This window comes from Bradyrhizobium sp. S69, from assembly GCF_009766005.1.
Classification (GTDB): Bacteria; Pseudomonadota; Alphaproteobacteria; order Rhizobiales; family Xanthobacteraceae; genus Bradyrhizobium.
In genome coordinates, this window is sequence record NZ_LMUK01000013.1 from 14391 (window position 1) to 33175 (window position 18785).

16 protein-coding genes are annotated in these 18785 nt (G+C 63.3%); 6 read left to right on the plus strand and 10 right to left on the minus strand.

Annotation, left to right across the window (positions count from 1 at the left end; genetic code table 11):
• Positions 1–109: 109 nt before the first annotated feature.
• The 6 genes from GSQ88_RS04670 to pcsA form a co-directional block, all read right to left on the minus strand.
• Complete coding sequence (locus GSQ88_RS04670; RefSeq protein ID WP_159006224.1) at positions 110–853, minus strand: ABC transporter permease; 744 nt, start codon at positions 851–853, stop codon at positions 110–112.
• A complete protein-coding gene (locus GSQ88_RS04675) occupies positions 850–1530 on the minus strand; it encodes an ABC transporter ATP-binding protein (protein ID WP_159006225.1) in 681 nt (226 codons plus the stop codon). Before GSQ88_RS04675 ends, GSQ88_RS04670 begins: the two co-directional genes overlap by 4 nt.
• A gap of 122 nt (positions 1531–1652) precedes the next feature.
• A complete protein-coding gene (locus GSQ88_RS04680; RefSeq protein WP_159006226.1) occupies positions 1653–2612 on the minus strand; it encodes an ABC transporter substrate-binding protein in 960 nt (319 codons plus the stop codon).
• Between the two features lie 86 nt (positions 2613–2698).
• Positions 2699–3691, minus strand: a complete 993-nt coding sequence (locus GSQ88_RS04685) for a LysR family transcriptional regulator (protein ID WP_159006227.1) — start codon at positions 3689–3691, stop codon at positions 2699–2701.
• 90 nt (positions 3692–3781) lie between these two features.
• Positions 3782–4507: a TerC family protein gene (locus GSQ88_RS04690; protein ID WP_159006228.1), complete on the minus strand. Its 726-nt coding sequence runs from the start codon at positions 4505–4507 to the stop codon at positions 3782–3784.
• Positions 4504–5238, minus strand: coding sequence for a phosphatidylcholine synthase (gene pcsA, locus GSQ88_RS04695; RefSeq protein WP_159006229.1), 735 nt, complete (start codon positions 5236–5238; stop codon positions 4504–4506). The genes GSQ88_RS04690 and pcsA overlap by 4 nt, the downstream gene beginning before the upstream one ends.
• 134 nt (positions 5239–5372) lie before the next feature.
• Between pcsA and GSQ88_RS04700 the strand changes: the two genes are divergently transcribed.
• Positions 5373–6566 (plus strand): UbiH/UbiF family hydroxylase, encoded by a 1194-nt coding sequence (locus GSQ88_RS04700; protein WP_159006230.1) that lies wholly within the window; start codon positions 5373–5375, stop codon positions 6564–6566.
• 7 nt (positions 6567–6573) lie between these two features.
• Here GSQ88_RS04700 and GSQ88_RS04705 read toward each other — a convergent pair whose 3' ends face one another.
• A complete protein-coding gene (locus GSQ88_RS04705; RefSeq protein ID WP_159006231.1) occupies positions 6574–7527 on the minus strand; it encodes an AEC family transporter in 954 nt (317 codons plus the stop codon).
• Between the two features lie 121 nt (positions 7528–7648).
• On the opposite strand from GSQ88_RS04705, the gene hspQ reads away from it, so the two are divergent.
• Entirely contained in the window at positions 7649–7981 is a 333-nt protein-coding gene (gene hspQ, locus GSQ88_RS04710; protein WP_159006232.1) for a heat shock protein HspQ, read from the plus strand.
• 95 nt (positions 7982–8076) lie between these two features.
• Here hspQ and GSQ88_RS04715 read toward each other — a convergent pair whose 3' ends face one another.
• Positions 8077–8922 (minus strand): invasion associated locus B family protein, encoded by an 846-nt coding sequence (locus GSQ88_RS04715; RefSeq protein ID WP_159006238.1) that lies wholly within the window; start codon positions 8920–8922, stop codon positions 8077–8079.
• A 399-nt stretch (positions 8923–9321) separates the two neighbouring features.
• Between GSQ88_RS04715 and GSQ88_RS04720 the strand changes: the two genes are divergently transcribed.
• The 4 genes from GSQ88_RS04720 (at position 9322) to GSQ88_RS04735 (ending at position 14409) form a co-directional block, all read left to right on the plus strand.
• Positions 9322–11055 (plus strand): extracellular solute-binding protein, encoded by a 1734-nt coding sequence (locus GSQ88_RS04720; protein WP_159006239.1) that lies wholly within the window; start codon positions 9322–9324, stop codon positions 11053–11055.
• Between the two features lie 91 nt (positions 11056–11146).
• On the plus strand, positions 11147–12610 hold the full coding sequence (locus GSQ88_RS04725; RefSeq protein WP_502706695.1) for an AMP-binding protein: 1464 nt from the start codon (positions 11147–11149) through the stop codon (positions 12608–12610).
• 96 nt (positions 12611–12706) lie between these two features.
• Entirely contained in the window at positions 12707–13939 is a 1233-nt protein-coding gene (locus tag GSQ88_RS04730; RefSeq protein ID WP_159006233.1) for a GGDEF domain-containing protein, read from the plus strand.
• Positions 13940–14013: 74 nt separating this feature from the next.
• Positions 14014–14409, plus strand: a complete 396-nt coding sequence (locus GSQ88_RS04735) for a PRC-barrel domain-containing protein (protein WP_159006234.1) — start codon at positions 14014–14016, stop codon at positions 14407–14409.
• Between the two features lie 218 nt (positions 14410–14627).
• On the opposite strand, the gene mfd is transcribed toward GSQ88_RS04735, so the two are convergent.
• Together mfd and GSQ88_RS04745 are read right to left on the minus strand one after the other, a co-directional pair.
• The gene (mfd, locus tag GSQ88_RS04740; RefSeq protein ID WP_159006235.1) at positions 14628–18146 is read right to left on the minus strand and encodes a transcription-repair coupling factor; all 3519 of its coding nucleotides are present in this window, start codon (positions 18144–18146) and stop codon (positions 14628–14630) included.
• Entirely contained in the window at positions 18143–18433 is a 291-nt protein-coding gene (locus tag GSQ88_RS04745) for an FAD assembly factor SdhE (RefSeq protein ID WP_159006236.1), read from the minus strand. The genes mfd and GSQ88_RS04745 overlap by 4 nt, the downstream gene beginning before the upstream one ends.
• Between the last annotated feature and the right edge of the window lie 352 nt (positions 18434–18785).

The window sequence follows — 18785 nt, forward strand, 5'->3', positions numbered from 1 at the left end:
GATGTGCGCCGGATCAAGCGCGCCCTCGCTGATCAGACCGGTCAGGCCGGAGAGATCCGCCGGCCTCGCCATGGCAATACGGAAAGTGTCGGTACGATAGGACATGCGGCTACTCGGTTTCGAGTTGAATCCAGAACACGATGCGCTTTTCGAAAAACTCGAGCGTATAGAACATCGAGATTCCAATCAGCGCGGCGGCACCGATCGCCTGGAACACGGCCGGCGTTTCCAGATGCGCAGACGAAATCACGATCAAATAGCCGAGCCCATGCTCGGCGCCGACGAATTCGCCCACGATGGCGCCGACGATGGCCAGCGACGACGATATTTTCAGCGCCGAGAAAAAATACGGCAGGCAATACGGGATCCTTAGCTTGCGAAAGACCTGGAACTGATCCGCCCGCATGGTGCGAAACAAGTCCTGGAAATCGGCCTCCGGCGCTTTCAGGCCTTTGACGGTATTCACCAGCACCGGAAAAAATGAAATCAGGGCTGCGGCAGCGACCTTTGACCACCAGCCGGTGCCGAGCCACAGCACCAATAGCGGGGCGATGGCGACGATCGGGGTGGTCTTGAGGGTGATAGCGATCGGAAACAGCCCCTGCTCGATCGTCCTGAAGCGGACGAACAGGATGGCGCCGGTAAACGCCAGCACGCCGGCAATCGCGAAACCGCAAAGCGCCTCTCCGGCGGTGTAGCCGATCTCGGTCAGCAACGATTTGTCGAGGGTGCCAACGATAACGAGCGGCGACGGAAGCAGATATTCCGGAACGGCGGCGGCGACGACAAACACTTGCCAGGCGATCACCAGACCGACGAAGAAGCTGAAGGGAACGAAAAAGGCGCGCGTCATGATGGCCTCGCCGCGGCGCGGGTAACGCCGAGAATGCGGGCGAAATCCGCATTCGCCGGGTCGCGCGGGTGACTCAATCGCACTGGAACCACCTCCAGTAGCCGAGCCGGACGGGAACTCAGCACGAGAATGCGGTCCGACATGGCAACCGCTTCCGGTATCGAGTGGGTCACCATGATGACCGCCTTCAGGCGCGTCGCGCCGGACTTCCAGATCGACAGCAGCTTTTCGTTCAGCGCCTCGCGGGTGAATTCATCGAGCGCGCCGAACGGCTCATCCAGCAAAAGGATGTCCGGATCCGACATCAGCGTGCGAGCCAGCGCGGCACGCTGTTGCATCCCGCCGGAAAGCTGGTGCGGATAGGCGTCGGCGAACTCCGACAACCCGACCATGCGCACCAATTCGAGCGCCTGACTGCGTTCGGAACGGTCGATGGCGCCGGAGCTGCCCGTGGCGATTTCCGCCGGCAATACGATGTTCTGCAATGTGGTCCGCCACGGCAGCAATAACGGCTTCTGGAACATCAAACCGACCCGCATCGCCGCGGCTTCACCGGGCGGCTGCCCGGCAATGCTCAGTCGGCCCGATGCGATCGGTATTAGTCCCGCGATCGCGCGCAGCAGGCTCGATTTGCCGCAGCCGCTCGGACCCAACAGCGATATGAATTCGCCGCTCATCACCGAAAACGAGATCGGGCCCGCCGCGTCTACATCGCCAAATCGAATGACAACATTGTCGGCAACAACCAGCCCCGCGTCCGGTTGGGGCGCGCGGCTATCCAGGCCCACTGCGCGCAAATTCACTTCGGCAGTTCATCGTTGGTGAAGGCCTTGCCGACATCGACCTTGCTCTTTTGGAACCCGGCTTCGATCAGCATGGCTTGCATATTTTCCCAGTCCGCCTCCGTCGAAAAGCCGATCGGGCCTGATCCGGCTTTCACCAGGGGAATGCTCGCCTTCATCATCGCCAGCTCATGGGCGTATTCCAGTTTATTGCCGAATTTGAGCGTTGTCCGAGCCGCGCCTTCGGCGTCGTCAAGCGCGTCCGTCCAGCCATGGATGGTGGCGGCGACGAATTTCTTGACCAGTTCGGGATGCTCCTTGAGCATGCGTTCGGTCGTGAAGAGCGTGTCGGCGTACATCCGCACGCCGTAGTCGGCAGGTCTGATGATGGAGACATCAAAGCCTTTTTCTTCCGCCGCGATGACCTCGTTGATCACATAGCCCGGCCACACGTCGACCTGGCCCGTCAGCAGCGGCGACATGTCGAATTTGACCGGCATTTCATGCAGCGAGCTCTTGTCGACTTTCGCGCCTTTCAAGATCGCGCGGTACATCAGTTCGTCGCTGCCGCCGATCTTATAACCGATGTTGTGACCGCTGAAGTCGCTGGCCTTGGTAATCCCGGACTTCTTGAGCGCAAAAAGCACGAACGGATTTTCGCGATAGATCACCGCCACCGACACCACCGGAACGCCCTTGCTGCGCGCGATCAGGATCTGATCGGCACCGGTGACGCCGAATTGCTCGCTGCCGCCGGCCACCATCTGGATCGACGGAAAATCCGAGCCGCCCGGCTGGATCGAGACGTCGAGCCCGGCGGCGGTGTAATAGCCTTTGTCCTTGGCGACGTAGTAGCCGGCAAACTGCGCCTGGTGCAGCCACTTCAAGCGCACGGTCACCTGTTCCTCCGCATACCCCGGCACGGCGCCGGCAAGCAGCACTCCGATCGAGACAAGAAATTGGACAATAGGCCGCATGTTGGGATCTCCCTGGAAGGTGCGCAGCATCCGTCAAAACCGCGAAGGTCGGATAGCGCAAAAAAGAGCGCGTGATGGTGCCGAAATCAGAGCGTGGCGGTCTCCTGCAGCAACGCGCGCAATTTCTCGCAGAAGGAAGCGGCCGCCGGCGGCAACACCCGGCCGCGGCGAGTAGCCAGCATCAGACTGCTTTTCGACAGCTCGGGATCGGTAAGCGGTTTGGCCACCAGGTCGCCCCGTTGCTCGGTTGCCGGTCCGGTCCGAAACTGAAAGCAGATCGCATGGCTGTTGCGGACATATTGTTTCATCACCTCAACCATGTTGGTGACGAGGACCGGAGCGAACTGCAACGAACTTCCAGCCAGCGAACTCTCGATCAACGCGCGGCCCGCAAGCGTGCTATCCGCCAGAACGATCGGGAAGTCCTGACAATCGCGCAATTGCAGCTGAGGCTGCGCGGCGAGCGGATGATCCGGATGCATCAGGGCGCAGAAGCTGTTGGGCGCGGCCGCAAGCACCACGATGTCGGTATGATCGGGCTGTTCGTGGGTCAGGATCATGTCGACGCGGTCTTCCAGAAGATCGGACAGCATCGACCGCGGGACGCCGACCGAAACGGTGAACCGCACGCCGGGATGCTTGCGCTGAAATGCTGCGACAACGCCGGGCACCAGATCAACGGCGGCCGACTCTGGGGCGCCGATAGCGACATGCCCGCTCATGAGGCCCTGCAGACCTCGAAGTTGGTCACCGAACCGATCGAGATCGTTCAGGGTTCGCCGCACGTGAGCCGCAAAGGCTTCACCGGCCGCGGTCAACCGCACGCCGCTTTGCAACCGATCAAACAGGATGGTTCCAATCTCCTGCTCAAGATCGAGAACGCGCCGGTTGAGTGCGGAGGATGCAATGTGCAAGGCCTTGGCCGCGCCGCGGATCGAGCCATGGCGAATGATGGCGTCGAAATAGACATAGAGCCGTGGCGGACGAATGCGCCCGGCGACAGCGGTTGAACGGGTCTGCCGGGAATATTGGGGTTTATTTTCCGGCGCTGGCGCCAGATGCGATCGACCGGGGGGCATGCCTTCGATCCCTATTTAATGCCTGTCCCTTTCTTCAAGCAAGAACCGGGCCGCCGATGCGGCCCACCTCCATCCGGTTACGCGCAGCTTTCAGCCCCGGGCCTTCTTGCGGTTGCGTTTGGCGAGCACATTGAAGAGTTCAACCGCCGCGGAAAACGCGATCGCAAAATAGATGTAGCCGCGCGGGATGTGGAACTTGAAGCCGTCGGCGACCAACGCCACCCCGATCAGCACCAAGAAGGCGAGCGCCAGCATCTTGGTGGTGGGATGGTCGGTCACGAACCGCGCAACCGGGCCCGACGAGACGTACATGATGATGCAGGCGATGACGACGGCCGCAATCATGATTTGCAGATCCTGCGCCATGCCGATCGCGGTGATGATCGAATCCAGCGAGAACACCATGTCGATGATGATGATCTGGATGATCACCCAGAAGAACGCACCGGCTTTCGGTGCGGCATCGCTGTCGCCGTCGCGCGCTTCGACCTCGGCGTGAATTTCATGCGTTGCCTTGGCGATCAGGAATAGCCCGCCGCCGATCAGGATGATGTCGCGCCATGAAAACGCGATGCCTTTCACGGTCAGGACGGCCTTGGTCAAGCCGATCAGCCACACCAGCAGGCTGAGCAGCAGGATACGAAACACCAGCGCCAGCGCCAGTCCGATCTGCCGGGCGCGTTTGGCCTGCCGTGACGGAATCCGCGAGACGATGACCGAGAGAAAAATGACGTTGTCGATGCCGAGCACGATCTCGAGCGCGGTCAAGGTCAACAATGCCGCCCAGGCTTCCGGGGTCGCCCACAATTCCATCATCTGCGCAACGATCTCAGGAGCCGGATCGCCGCATCGCTGGCCGCGATATAGACGGCAATCGCACAGAGGGCGACGGTAGTCACGGGGCCGGCATCGAAGTCGTTGACGAGCGCGTAGATCCCCAGCACGGCGGCGATGACCATCAACGACAGCGTGAGCCCGCGCAGCCGCTTCACCCGCACCGGATGCAGCACGTGGAACGGAACGAATGTCAGCACGATCAGGATGGCGACCGCCAAGCTTGCCAGGACTGGCGGCAGATGCAGCAGGAACAAATAGAACGCCGCGGCATTCCACAGCGCCGGAAAGCCGCGAAAATGATTGTCGTCCGCCTTCATGCGGCGGTCGGCAAAATAAAGCGCGCTCGAAACCATGATGCCGATGCCGAGCAGCGGGGCTGCCAGCGGCAGCAGCAGGCCGCTCGCCGTAATCGCATAGGCCGGCACAAAGACATAGGTGACAAAATCGACGACGAGGTCGAGCACCTCGCCGGACCAGTTGGGCTGGACATCGACGACATTGAGCCGCCGCGCCATCGGGCCGTCGAGCGCATCGATCACCAGCGCGACCCCAAGCCAGCCAAACATCGCCGGCCAATGCTCGCGCACCGCCTCAAGCTGCGCCATCAGCGCGATACCCGCCCCTAACGCTGTGAAGATATGCACGGAAAAGGCCGCCGCCCGGGTTCGCGGCGACGCCAGAGACGAATCCTGCTGATTGGCTTGGTCCATTTGCCGGCAGTGCTATCAGGAATCGGAGGTCTTTGCACATCGCCGCTTGCGGCGTTCCGCCGCGCAAAATCGAATCCCATTTCGACGGATCATGCGGGCTTGAAAATGCCGCCGGGAACGTCAATTGTCCTGGTATGAACGATGTACCGGCCCCCTTCGATGTCGCCGTGATCGGCGGCGGCCCTGCCGGCGTCGCGGCCGCGATCGCGCTGGCGCAGGGCGGCGCCAATACCGCCCTGATCGCCCGTCGCGCGCCCTATGCCGACAACCGCACCACCGCCCTGCTCGGCGACACCGTCGATTTCCTGCAGCGGCTGGAGGTCTGGTCGCGTTGCCAGGATCAGGCCGCACCGTTGCAGACGATGCGTCTGGTCGACGATACCGGCCGGCTGATCCGTGCGCCGGAAGTGAGGTTTTCATCGCTGGAAATCGGGCTCGACCAGTTCGGCTACAACATCCAGAACCGCGCGCTGATGGTGGCGCTGGAAGAACGCGCCGCCGAGCTTCCGAACCTCGCCAGATTCGACGATGAGGCTGACGCGATCGGCCCCCAGGAAGCCGCCGTTACGGTCCGCACCCGCGGCGGCACGTCGCTATCGGCGCGTCTGGTGGTGGGCGCCGACGGGCGGCAATCGCCCTCACGGAAAGCCGCCGACATCACCGTCAGGCGCCGCGATCTGGGCCAGGCCGCACTGACCTTCAACATCGGCCATTCCCGGCCGCATCGAAATATCTCCACCGAATTTCACACCCCACACGGGCCCTGCGTTTTCGTGCCGCTGCCCGGCGAGCGTTGTAGCGTGGTGTGGGTGACATCTCCCAAGGAGGCCGAGCGGCTGCTCGGTATCAGTGATGATGAGCTGTCCGCGGCCGCGGAAGCCCAATCGCATTCGATCCTCGGCCGCGTCCGCGTCGAGCCCGGACGCCATGTTTTTCCGCTTGCGATCGAGCAGCCCGAAAAATTTGCCCAACATCGCGTGGCGCTGGTTGGCGAAGCCGCGCACGTGCTACCGCCGATCGGCGCGCAGGGTCTGAACATGGGATTGCGCGACGCCGCCGATATCGCCGAAATCGCTGGCCAGGCAATGTCGCTGGGCGAAGACCCCGGTTCGCCGCAGGTGCTGGCGCGGTATCAATCGGCACGGCGCGCCGATGTCGCGAGCCGGATTTTTGCGATCGATGTCGCGAACCGTTCATTGCTCAGCGATTTCCTGCCCGTGCAGTCGCTGCGCGCGGCCGGCCTACATCTGATCGGTTCGATCGGCCCGCTGCGCCGGCTCGCGATGCGCGAGGGCCTTGCGCCGTCGTGGCGGTCGCGCGCCAGCTAGCGCTGTTTCAAGGAAATGCCAGCCGGCCGGTCTGCAGCAGCCACATCACGCTGGTGAGGGTAACGACCGAGGCGAATGTTCCAATCAACACGGCGACGGACGCAGGCTCGATCCAGCTGTCGTTTTGCCGGGCGATCACAAACACGTTGAGCGCCGGCGGCAACGACGCCATCAGGACCGCGGTCGCCGCCCATGGCTGCGCGAACGGGCCGACCAGTAGCATCAGCCCGAAAACCACCAGCGGATGGATCAGGAGTTTCACCGCGATGACGCCCGGAACTTCCCAGGGCACGCGGCCAAAGGGCCGCAAGGCGACCGTCACCCCCAGCGCAAACAGCGCGACCGGCGCCGCGGCGTTCTGCAGGAACAACAACGTGTTGTCGACCGCGACCGGCGGATGAAGGTGCAGCGCCGCCGCCAGCGTGCCGGCGCAAGCCGACATGATCAGCGGGTTGAGAACGATCTGCCGCGCCACCACCCCCAGCGTATGCAGCAGCGAGGGATGCCGACGATCCGTGAGCGCAATCAACAGCGGTACGATCGAAAACAGGAAGATGCTGTCGCAGCAGAAAATCAGCGCGGTCGGCGCCGCCGCCTTCGGTCCCAGCACGGCCAGCGCCAGGCCGGGGCCCATATAGCCGATATTGCCATAGCCGCCGGACAGGCCCGCCAGCGTCGCCTCGCGAAACGACAGCTTTCCGATCAGCCGGCCGGCCAGCATGGCCAGCGCGAAGGCGGTGACGGTCGCGCAGGTGGTCGCGATCAGGAATGGGGGGTTATTGAGTTCCGAAAACGGCGTCTTGGCCATGATGCCGTACAGCAGCGCGGGCAGCGACACGTACAGCAGGAAGAAGTTCATCCAGGCGAGCCCGGCTTCCGGCAGCCCCTTGGCTTTACCGCAGGCAAAGCCAACGAAGATCAGACTGAAATAGGGCAGCGCGAGATTGAGAACGTCGAGCATAAGCAGGCGTCTTTTTCATCATTTTTGCCCCGGTCGACACTCGGACGGTCCAGCCACAGCAAGGGTTATTTCGGCCGTTTGCCTCTAGCATCGGCCACAATCATGGTCTATTCGACGAGATATGATAAAAACGCGTACCGCCAAATTTCAGATAGGACAGATCGTCCGCCACCGGATTTTTTCGTTCCGGGGCGTGATTTTCGATATCGATCCGGAATTCAACAATACCGAGGAATGGTGGCTGTCGATCCCTGAGGACGTGCGGCCGCACAAGGATCAGCCGTTCTACCACCTGCTCGCCGAAAATTCGGAATCGGAATACGTCGCCTATGTTTCCGAGCAGAACCTGTTGCCCGACGATTCAGGCGAGCCGATCCGGCATTCGCAGGTCGCCGAGATTTTCGTGAAGGATAAAGCCGGCGGCTATCGGCCGCGGAACCCTTCGTTGAATTAGGCCCGGTTACACCAATCGGTGCGCGCCAAGCGCTCAATATTCCCCAATGAAAAAGGCGCCGGATCCGGCGCCTTTTTTGTTGATATCGCGGACCGTTACTTGGCGGGCGGAGTGGCCGGAGCGGCGCCCGCGGGCTGGGCCGCTTGCAGCTTCGCACGGGCTTCCTCGGCGCGCTTCTGCAGCTCTTCCTGCAGCTTCTTCTGGGTTTCCTCGAACACCTTCGGGTCGGTCGGCGGGCCGTCATAGGCCTTGGCGAATTCTCCCAGCGGCAACGGCAGGGTCAGCGGCGCTCCGTTGGAATTGATGGCCTGGACCACCAGGTTCTGGCCCTTCTTCATGTTCGCGATCAGTTCCGGGGTCACGTCGTAATCCGACATGCAACCATTCTGGAAGCAGATCACATAGGGGCTCTGCATCGGCGGGTTGCTGTCGACGATCACGCGGGTGCCGTGGACCAGCTGCATGCCGAGCGGGAGCGTGACGCGCAGGATCTTCTTCGGCTCGCCTTCGGGCTCGATGATGACGGCCGCGATCACCGGCTGGCCGGACTCGATGCGTCCGTCCTTACCCGTGAAGCAAACCTGCTTGGCGTTGGCATCCTGCCCCTTCAGGCAGAACTTGGTCCAGGGCGCATAGATCAGTTGAACCTGCTGATCCGCGGGCTGACCGCCCGCTGCCGGGGCGGCGCCTGCCGCGGGCGCAGCGCCTGCGGCCGGCGGTGCGGCCTGGGCGGCGGGAGCCGGCGCGGGTGCCGCAGCAGCGGGTCTCGGCGCAGCCTTCGGCTTGGCCTTGGGGGCCGCGGCCGGAGCCGGAGCTCCCGGGGCCGGAGCTTGGGCTTGCGCCTCGGAAGCGATAAACGACACGGCCAACGCGGTGGCCGCCAACAGGGCGAAAACCCGCCCACGCGGCCCGGCCGAGGCGGCCAAGATACGGAAATTCATTGCAGAAAGCCCTTTCTGAACGGAAGCGCCCGAAACCGCCGCAGGCACCGGAGACCTGACCGTTTTGGGGCGGCTGTCTCCCTGCCAATTAAGGCAGATACGTGACAGGCCGAGCGCCTTGGTCAATTGCACGTCTTCATACAGCGGCGCGCGGAAAGATCAATGCCGACAAGCATCTTTGATGCACGTCTGCGCCGAATGCAGGCCGCCTGTGATACACCTGCCGAAGTGAGGGATATCGAATCAAATCAGCGCGAAGGTTTGCGGGGTTCGAGATATCAGCGCATTCGGGCTCTGGTCTGCGGCGCCCTCACCCTTGGCCTTTTCTTCACGACGGATGTCCGCCAGATTTCGGCGCAGCCGGATCAAGTTTCGGTGGAACCTCGCTATGCGATTGCGATGCATGGCGCGCCGGCGCTGCCGGCGAATTTCGGCCATATGCCCTACGCCAATCCCGACGCGCCCAAGGGGGGCCGGCTGGTTCAGGGCCTGCTCGGTAGCTTCGACAGCCTCAATCCCCTGATCGTCCGCGGTGCCGCGGTACAGCAGATCAGGGGCTACGGATTCGAGCGGGGCTATGTCTACGAAAGCCTGATGGCCCGCGGTGACGATGAGGCCTTCACGCTTTACGGCCTGCTCGCAAACGGCGTGGAGACCGATAGCATCCGAAGCTACGTCACCTTCCATCTCGATCCCAAAGCGCGCTTTTCCGACGGCCAACCGCTGCGCGCCGAGGACGTGCTGTTTTCATGGGCCTTGCTGCGCGACCATGGCCGTCCCAACCATCGGCAATATTACGCGAAAGTCGCCAAGGCAGAGGCGCTCGACCCGCTCACGGTGAGGTTCGATTTTGGCGGCATCTCCGATCGCGAACTGCCGCTGATCCTCGGCCTGATGCCGATCCTGCCCAAACATGCGGTCGATGCCGCGACCTTCGAGCAAACCTCGATGAAGCCGCCGATCGGGTCGGGTCCGTACCGCGTCACCGCGGTGAAACCCGGCGCCAGCGTCACCTTTACGCGCAATCCCGACTATTGGGGCCGCGACCTGCCGGTCAATCGCGGCTTCTGGAACTTCGATGAAATCAGGCTCGATTTCTATCGCGAGGCCAACGGCCAGTTTGAGGCCTTCAAACGCGGCCTGTACGATTTTCGCAACGAGACCGAACCGTTGCGCTGGCACGACGGATATGATTTTCCCGCCGCCCGCGATGGCGAAGTGATCCGTGACACCATCAAGCCCGGGGTGCCGCGGCCGTCGGAATACCTCGTGTTCAACACCAGGCGCCCGCTGTTTTCCGATATCCGCGTGCGCCAGGCGTTGACGCTGCTGTTCGATTTCCAATGGATCAACCACAATTACTTCTTCGATCTCTATGCGCGATCCGCCGGCTTCTTCGCCGGCTCCGAATTATCGGCCTATGAAAGACCCGCCGATGACCGCGAACGCGAACTGCTCAAGCCGTTCGCAGCCGACATTGCGCCCGACATTCTCGACGGCAGCTATCGCCTGCCCGTTACCGACGGCTCGGGCCGCGATCGCACGACGCTGCGGGCAGCACTGACGCTGCTCTCACAGGCCGGTTACGATCTCGACGGCACGGTGTTGCGGCAGCGCTCGACCGAGAAGCCCTTCAGCTTCGAGATTCTGGTCGCCACCCGCGACCAGGAGCGGATCGCGCTGGCCTATACCCGCGATCTCAAGCGCGCCGGGATCGAGGTGACGGTGCGCTCGGTCGATGGCGTTCAATTCGATCAGCGCCGTCTCGGTTTCGACTTCGACATGATCCAGAACCGCTGGGATCAGTCGCTGTCACCGGGCAACGAGCAATGGTTCTACTGGGGAAGCCAGGCCGCCGACAGCGAGGGCACGCGCAACTACATGGGAGCCAAAGCCCCCGCGATCGATGCCATGATCGCCGCGATGCTGGCGGCGCGCGAGCGTCCGGATTTCGTCTCGGCGGTGCGGGCGCTCGACCGGGCCTTGATGTCGGGGTTCTACGCTATCCCCCTGTTTAACGTCAGAGAGCAATGGATCGCACGCTGGAATCGGATAGAACGGCCTGAAGCCACTGCGCTCACGGGCTATCTGCCGGAAACCTGGTGGCAACGGCCGGCGGCGAATTCGAACTGATTTTACGAACCGATCTTGTGACTGACCTTGTGACGTAACCTTGCGAAGTGATTCCGTGATCCAGAACAGCCAGTCTCCATCGTGTGAGGGATTGTTCCGACGCATCCTGGCTCGTCAGCCGGACGCGCTGGCGTTGATCGATCCGATCAACAAGCGGCGCGTCACCGGGCAGCCGCCCAAACGGCTGACCTTCGCGGAGGCCGACCGGGCGATCTCGGCACTCGCGGCCCACTTCATCGAATCGGGCTTGCCGGCCAATTCCGTGATCGCGGTTCAGTTGCCCAATACCGTCGAGTTCATGCTCACCGTGCTGGCCGCGCATCGCGCCGGGCTGATCGTCGCGTTGCTGCCCATGCTCTGGCGCCAGGGCGAATTGACGGTGGCGCTCAATCGCACCGGCGCCCGGGCGATTGTGACCACGAGCACCATCGACGGCGTCAGCTACGCCGATTTCGCGATGAACGCCGCCGCCGAGGCATTTTCGATCCGTCATGTCTGCGGCTTCGGCGATCATTTGCCCGAAGGCATGGCGTCGCTCGACCATGTGCTGGCGCATCCGTCGGAAACCACCCGGGCCTACATCCAGGACGGCCGCAAGGCCGCGGTGATTTCCTTCGACGTGACCCCGGACGGTTTCCGCGCGGTGCCGCGCACGCATCTCAATCTGATCGCCGGGGGTCTCGCCGTTTTCCTCGAAAGCGAGGTGGCGCAGGGCGCCAGGATGATGTCGGCCTTCGCGCCCTCCTCCTTTGCGGGCCTGGCCTGCTCGCTGCTGGTCTGGCTGTTGTCCGGCGGAACGCTGGCACTGCATCATCCGTTCGACGCCGACAGCTTCGAGCAGCAAGTCAACGACGATGGCTGCGATACGCTGATCGCACCGGCACCGTTGGCGTTGCGGCTGACCGAGGCCGACATGCCGTCGCGGCTGCCGGGCCTGCGCAATGTAATCGGCCTGTGGCGGGCGCCGGAACAGATCGCGGTGTCGCCGTCGTGGAACGTCCCGCACGCTACGCTCACCGACGTTTATTTGTTCGGCGAAGCCGGCCTGTTCGGCGCCCGCCGCGCGGCCGACAGTACGCCGGCGTCGATCCTGCCCGGGCCGCACGGCGCGCCGCGCCAGGTCCAGGGTTCGTCGATCGCGGGTGAAACCCTGATCACGCCGCGGGGGACGCTCGGACTGCGCGGGCCGATGGCGGTAGTCGCAGCCTACGCGCCGCCGGTTCCGACCAGCGATTCGCTGATGGCGCCGCCGCCGCGCGACTATGTCGACACCGATTATGCCGCACGGCTCGACCGTGCGACCGGTACGCTCTGCATTACCGCGCCACCTTCGGGCACCATGACGGTCGGCGGCTACCGTTTTCTGTCGCAGGACTTGCAGGAATGGGCCAAGCGGCTCGGACAAGGCGCGCTATTGACCGCCCTGCCCGATCGCTTGAGCGGCTATCGGCTGGCCGGCCGCGCCCAGGACAACGCCCGCGCCCGCGAGGCGTTGGCGGAACTCGGCCTTAACCCGCTGATGGTGGAAGCGTTTCGCGAGCGCTCTACGCCCTGATTGATCTGGCTGCTTCAAATCGATGGCCTGCCGTTGACGCGCCATTAAGGCCGGCAAATTAGGATTCCGCGTTCCATCGATCGCTGGTCCGAACACATGTCGCAGCAAGGCCCCGTTATTCTCGTATCGGCCGCCGGGCGGCCGGCGTTCGCGACCGCGCTTGACGATGCCGGGATATTTCCGGTGATCGACGCCAGTTGGGCCGACGCCTCGCGTGCAGTCGAGCAGTTGCAACCGGCCGCCGTCGTGGCCGCGATGTCCGGCAACATCGAACCGCGCCTCAGCGTCCTCGCCAGGCAGATCGCCGCCAGGCAACCCTATCTGCCGTTGATCGCGGTCGATCCGCAGCCGTTACTGCCGGAGAATGCCATTCCATTCTCGCAACGCGGCAACAAGTCCGATCGGATGACGGCGCGGCTGCGCTCGGCCTTGCGGGTGCGGACCTTGCATAGCACCGTGCTGCGTCGGCTCGACGACGATCCGCAGACATCGCTGACCGTCTCCATCGCCGATCCCGTCCGCGATGCCACGGTGCTGTTGATCGGCCGGGGCGCGGCCTATCCGACGCTGTCGGTGTCGCTCGGCGAGCGAATGGGGGTCGTTGGCGCGCTCAGCATCGAGGCCGCCGCCAACCACCTCAATGTGCGCGACATCGATGGCATCGTGCTCGGCGAAGGTTTTAGCGCGCGCGTGATCGACGCTTTCCTGACCGTGCTCGCCGAGGATGCCCGCTTTCGCAACCTGCCGGTGATCCTGACGTCGGACGAACTGGCGCCGGCCTACGATCTGCCCAATCTCGAAATCATCTCCGGCGAGGCGTCGCGCGTCGCCGCCAACGCCCTGCCGATGATCCGGCAACACGCGCTCGAAGCCCATTTGAGCCGGACGCTGCGCTCGATCGACGCCGGCGGCCTGCTCGATCCGAGAACCGGCCTGCTCACGCCGGCCGCCTTCGCCCGCGATTTCGCCACCGCCGTTTATCAGACGCTGTCGCAGGGCGGCGCATTGACGGTCGCGCGCTTCGCGTTCGATGCCAGCCATCCACGCGCGCAACTCGACGGCGCGCGGATCATCGGCCGCTTGATGCGGCAGATGGATTTCGGCGCGGCGCAGCAGGATGGATCGGTCGTCGTTGCCTTCGCCGAGACCGATTTGCGCACCGCTCACGCGATCGCGCGTCGGCTGTCCAGCGTGATGCGCCATACCAGCCACGGCAAGCGCGACAGCCGCGCCGAGCCGGTGGTGACGCTCGCGACCATGCTGCCACAGGATTCGGCGCGATCGCTGCTGGCCCGACTCACCGAGCAAAGTGAGCGTGTGGCGTCCTGATTGTTTCCGACAAATATCGGAACAAGCTTTGTACCTCCGCATTGTAGATCATTAATTCTGCACTGGAGGACGACATGAAGAAAATTGCACTGATCGCGGCTTCGCTTGCCATTCTGGCGACACCCGTATTGGCCGAAGACGCCAAGACCACCGGCAACGCACCGGCCGAAGCCAAGTTCTCGACCGTCCCAAAGGATGAGATGTTCAGCTCCAAGCTGAAGGGTTTGAACGTCTATAATCAGAAGGATGAATCGGTCGGCGAAATCACCGACCTCGCCATCAAGAATCACCAGGTCGATGCGCTGATCCTGTCGGTCGGTGGCTTCCTCGGCGTCGGCGAACGCTACGTCGCGGTATCGCCTGCGTCGGTCAACGTCCGTTATGACAGCAAGAACGACAAATGGCTGGCGTCAATGAACACATCCAAGGAAGCGCTCAAGGAAGCCCCCGAGTTCAAATATCCGAAGTAAGCTTCGAATATCTGACTGTATAACAGCGGCCGCCGGCAGCGATGTCGGCGGCCGCTTTTTTTAACGTCGAATTCGACTTCGTGCATCCGATCCACAACCACGACGTCATCCTGAGGTGCGAGCCCTTGCGAGCCTCGAAGGATGGCCGCACGCACTGTGCTGAACACCATCCTTCGAGACGCGCGAAGACGCGCTCCTCAGGATGACGTCACCGCTAGTCAAGCCGCCTTCTTGTTCTCTGCGAGATTGGCCAACTGCCGCAGGATTTCCGTCGTGCCCATCAGGCGTTCTTCCGGGGTTTCCCATTCCTGCAGGAACACCACCTTCATGTCGGGACGTACCTTGGCGGCCTGGCCGTGTTGGCGGATGAAATAGACCAGGCGATCCGGCTGCGCGAACTTGTTGTCGCGGAAGGTGATCACCGCGCCCTTCGGCCCGGCATCGACCTTCTCGACATTGGCCCTACGGCAATAGGCCTTGATCGCCGCGATCTTGAACAGATAGCGCACCTCGTCCGGCAGCACGCCGAAGCGATCGCGCAGTTCGGCGGCGAAATTGTCGATTTCGTCGTCGGTGTCGAGATCCGCGAGCCGCCGGTACAGCGACAGCCGCACCGCCAGATCGTTGACGTAATCTTCGGGGATCAGCACCGGCATGCCGACGGTGATCTGCGGCGACCAGCGATCGGCGACCGGTTCGACTACGCCGGCCTTGAGGTTGAGGATCGCCTCGTCCAGCATCGATTGATAGAGCTCGAAGCCGACTTCCTTGATGTGGCCTGACTGCTCCTCGCCCAACAGATTGCCGGCGCCGCGGATATCCAGATCGTGCGATGCCAACTGGAATCCCGCGCCCAGCGTCTCCAGCGATTGCAGCACCTTGAGCCGCCGCTCGGCCTGCCCCGTGATCTTCGCCTGTGCCGGCAAGGTGAACAGCGCGTAGGCGCGCAGTTTCGATCGCCCGACCCGACCGCGCAACTGATAAAGCTGCGCCAGCCCGAACATGTCGGCGCGGTGCACGATCAACGTGTTGGCGGTCGGGATATCGAGACCGGATTCGATGATCGTGGTCGACAGCAGGATATCGTATTTGCCGTCATAGAACGCCGACATGATGTCTTCGATCACGGTCGGCGGCATCTGGCCATGGGCGACCGCGACCTTCATTTCCGGCACGTTCTTGTCGAGGAAATCCTTGACGCTGGCGAGGTCTTCGATCCGCGGCACCACGTAGAACGCCTGTCCGCCGCGATAGCGCTCGCGCAACAGTGCCTCGCGGATCATCAGGGGATCGTGCGGCGCCACAAAGGTGCGGACCGCGAGCCGGTCGACCGGCGGCGAGGCAATGATCGAGAGATCGCGCACGCCGGTCAGCGCCAGTTGCAGGGTGCGCGGGATCGGCGTCGCGCTCAAGGTCAGCACATGCACCTGCGCCCGCAACTGTTTCAGCCGTTCCTTGTGGCTGACGCCGAAATGCTGCTCCTCGTCAACGATCAGCAGTCCGAGATCCCTGAACTTGATCGATTTGCTGAGCAGCGCGTGGGTGCCGACCACGATGTCGACGCCGCCTTCGGCGAGACCTTTCTTGACCTGCGTCATTTCCTTCGGTGCGACCAGCCTTGAGGCCTGGGCGACGTTGACCGGAAAACCCTTGAAGCGCTCGGTGAAGGTCCCGGAGTGCTGCCGCGCCAGCAACGTCGTCGGCACCACGACCGCGACCTGCTTACCCTCCAGCGCCACGGCAAAAGCCGCGCGCAGCGCCACCTCAGTCTTGCCGAAGCCGACGTCGCCGCAGATCAGCCGATCCATCGGCCGGCCGCTTTCGAGGTCCTTCAAGGAGGCGTTGATCGCCCCCAGCTGGTCCTCGGTCTCCTCATAGGGGAAGCGCGCGCAGAACTCGTCATAGAGATGCGGCTGCACCGGCATCTTCGGCGCCTCATGCAGATGCCGTTCCGCGGCGATCTTGATCAACTCGCCGGCGATCTCACGGATGCGGTTCTTGAGTTTTGCCTTGCGCGCCTGCCAGCCGCTGCCGCCTAATCGATCCAGTTCGACATTGGCGTGATCGGAGCCGAACCGCGACAGCAGTTCGATGTTCTCGACCGGCAAAAACAGTTTTGTCTCAGCCGCGTAGCGCAATTCGAGACAATCATGCGGCGCGCCGCCGACCTCGATGGTCTGTAGCCCGATGAAGCGGCCGATGCCGTGCTCGACATGGACCACGAGATCGCCGGCGGCGAGACTCGTGACTTCCGAGATAAAATTATCGAGTTTTCGAGTGGCCTTGCGCGGCCGCACCAGACGGTCGCCAAGGATGTCCTGCTCGCTGATGATGGCGACGTTGTCGGTCTCGAAGCCGGATTCCATGCCGACCACCGCCAGCATCGCCTCGTTGCGCGGTGTCGCCTGCACCGTGCGCCAGGAGTTGACGCTGGTGAGGTTGAGCAGCTTGTGGTCCCGCAGCATGCTGCCCATGCGGTCGCGCGAGCCTTCGCTCCATAGCGCGATCACGACCTTCTTGCGCTGGGCCTGCAACGCCAGCACATGCGCCACCACGGCCTCGAACACGTTGACGGAACTGTCGGCGCGCTCCGGCGTGAAGTTGCGCCCGGCCCGCGCCCCCGCATCGACCATACCGGCGCTGCCTTCCGGCACGGCGAACGGCGTCAGCCGCGCCAGCGCCGTCTCGTCCAGGCATTTGGTCCATTCGTCTTCGGTCAGGTACAGTCGGTCGGGCGGCAACGGCTTGTAGAGCGCGCCGCCGGCGCGATGTTCCAGCGCCTCGCGACGGGCATCGTAATAATCCGCGATCTGCTTGAAGCGTTCGCGCGCGGCATCCTCGCTCTGCGGCTCGATCGCGACCGGTGCGTCGCCGAGATAATCGAACAGCGTGTCCATGCGCTCCTGGAACAACGGCAGCCAGTGCTCCATCCCGGGATGGCGGCGGCCTTCGCTGACCGCTTCGTAGAGCGGATCGTCACGCTCCGGCGCACCGAAGGTCGCGACATAGCCCATCCGGAAACGGCGGATGGTCTCGGTGACCAATTGAAATTCCGAGATCGGAACCAGATCGAGCGAGCGCATGTCCAGATGCGTGCGCTGGGTCTCGGCATCGAAACTGCGGATCGATTCCAGCGAGTCGCCGAAGAAATCGAACCGCACCGGCTGGTCGAGCCCGGCCGGAAACAGATCGAGGATGCCGCCGCGAACCGCATATTCGCCGGGCTCGCGCACCGTCGAGGAGCGGTTATAGCCATTGTGCTCCAGCCACGACACGATGGAGTCCATCGGCACCACATGACCCGGCGCGACCGACAGCGCCTGCGCGGCGACGACTTCCCGCGCCGGCACCCGCTGCACGATGGCGTTGACCGTGGTCAACACGATGAGCGGCTTGTCGCTGCCGGCCAGTCGCGCGAGCCGCGCCAGCGTGGTCAGGCGTTGTGCGAGGACACCGCCATGCGGCGATACCCGGTCATAGGGCTGACAGTCCCATGCCGGAAACTGCATCACCGGCAAATCCGGCGCGAAGAACTCCAGCGACCGCGCCAGTTGCTGCATCCGGGCGCCGTCGCGGCAGACCACCGCAAGGCTGATCGCCGGCCGCTTGGGCCGCGCCGCGACTGCACGGGCGAGGTCCGAGATCACGAGACCTTCGGCGCCCTCGGCGACATTGGCAAAGGTCAACGCGCGGCCGGGCGCAAGCAATTGCGCCGGCGATTGAACGGGCGCCTTCATGCGTCGTGATCCACCGCGCGAAATGCCTTGATGCGCTCGAACAGCACGCCGGCATGTTCCGCCGCCGGCGGAATGGCGCCGGTCAGCGCGGCATAGAGATCGGGGTCGGGCAGCTCGATGAGAATTTCGAGATCACTCAGTTCGTCGTCGTTCAGATTGGTGATTTCGGCGTCCGCGAACCGACCGAGAATGAGATCCATCTCGCGGGTGCCGCGATGCCAGCAGCGAAACAACAGCCGCTTGCGCCGGTCATCGAGGCCCTGGCTCGATCGTGTCGATCCCGTCATCTTGTCATTCCATCCAACGCCAAAAACCCGGACGTGATGCCGGGCGGGTTTGATATAGCGATGGGAGACGTGGATGTCAGCACCTGTTCGGCCGTTAAAATCGACTGACTGGCCTGTTGACACAGCTTTTCAACCTCGCGGCCTCGCGTCGCCGTCCGCCCCGCATCAGCACATCGTCGTCCCGGCCTTGCGCCGGGACCCATAGCCCCTGGCGTCAATTGTAATCGAAGGCATCTGCTCCCGTGCCAAAACGAGCACACACGGCGTGATGGTGTGGACGGCCCCCTACGGCATCAGTTGTGCCAGAATGAGGTTGTTGAGATCTCAGACAAGGGAGCCGTCCGTGAGCCAG

Bases quoted from the DNA above. Each gene is read 5' to 3' on its own strand.
- GSQ88_RS04745 (WP_159006236.1), bottom strand. From the start codon at position 18,433: ATGACGGGATCGACACGATCGAGCCAGGGCCTCGATGACCGGCGCAAG.
- GSQ88_RS04700 (WP_159006230.1), top strand. From the start codon at position 5,373: ATGAACGATGTACCGGCCCCCTTCGATGTCGCCGTGATCGGCGGCGGC.
- GSQ88_RS04670 (WP_159006224.1), bottom strand. From the start codon at position 853: ATGACGCGCGCCTTTTTCGTTCCCTTCAGCTTCTTCGTCGGTCTGGTG.
- hspQ (WP_159006232.1), top strand. From the start codon at position 7,649: ATGATAAAAACGCGTACCGCCAAATTTCAGATAGGACAGATCGTCCGC.
- mfd (WP_159006235.1), bottom strand. From the start codon at position 18,146: ATGAAGGCGCCCGTTCAATCGCCGGCGCAATTGCTTGCGCCCGGCCGC.
- GSQ88_RS04715 (WP_159006238.1), bottom strand. From the start codon at position 8,922: ATGAATTTCCGTATCTTGGCCGCCTCGGCCGGGCCGCGTGGGCGGGTT.
- GSQ88_RS04680 (WP_159006226.1), bottom strand. From the start codon at position 2,612: ATGCGGCCTATTGTCCAATTTCTTGTCTCGATCGGAGTGCTGCTTGCC.
- GSQ88_RS04705 (WP_159006231.1), bottom strand. From the start codon at position 7,527: ATGCTCGACGTTCTCAATCTCGCGCTGCCCTATTTCAGTCTGATCTTC.
- GSQ88_RS04720 (WP_159006239.1), top strand. From the start codon at position 9,322: ATGCATGGCGCGCCGGCGCTGCCGGCGAATTTCGGCCATATGCCCTAC.
- GSQ88_RS04730 (WP_159006233.1), top strand. From the start codon at position 12,707: ATGTCGCAGCAAGGCCCCGTTATTCTCGTATCGGCCGCCGGGCGGCCG.
- pcsA (WP_159006229.1), bottom strand. From the start codon at position 5,238: ATGGACCAAGCCAATCAGCAGGATTCGTCTCTGGCGTCGCCGCGAACC.
- GSQ88_RS04690 (WP_159006228.1), bottom strand. From the start codon at position 4,507: ATGATGGAATTGTGGGCGACCCCGGAAGCCTGGGCGGCATTGTTGACC.
- GSQ88_RS04735 (WP_159006234.1), top strand. From the start codon at position 14,014: ATGAAGAAAATTGCACTGATCGCGGCTTCGCTTGCCATTCTGGCGACA.
- GSQ88_RS04685 (WP_159006227.1), bottom strand. From the start codon at position 3,691: ATGCCCCCCGGTCGATCGCATCTGGCGCCAGCGCCGGAAAATAAACCC.
- GSQ88_RS04675 (WP_159006225.1), bottom strand. From the start codon at position 1,530: ATGAGCGGCGAATTCATATCGCTGTTGGGTCCGAGCGGCTGCGGCAAA.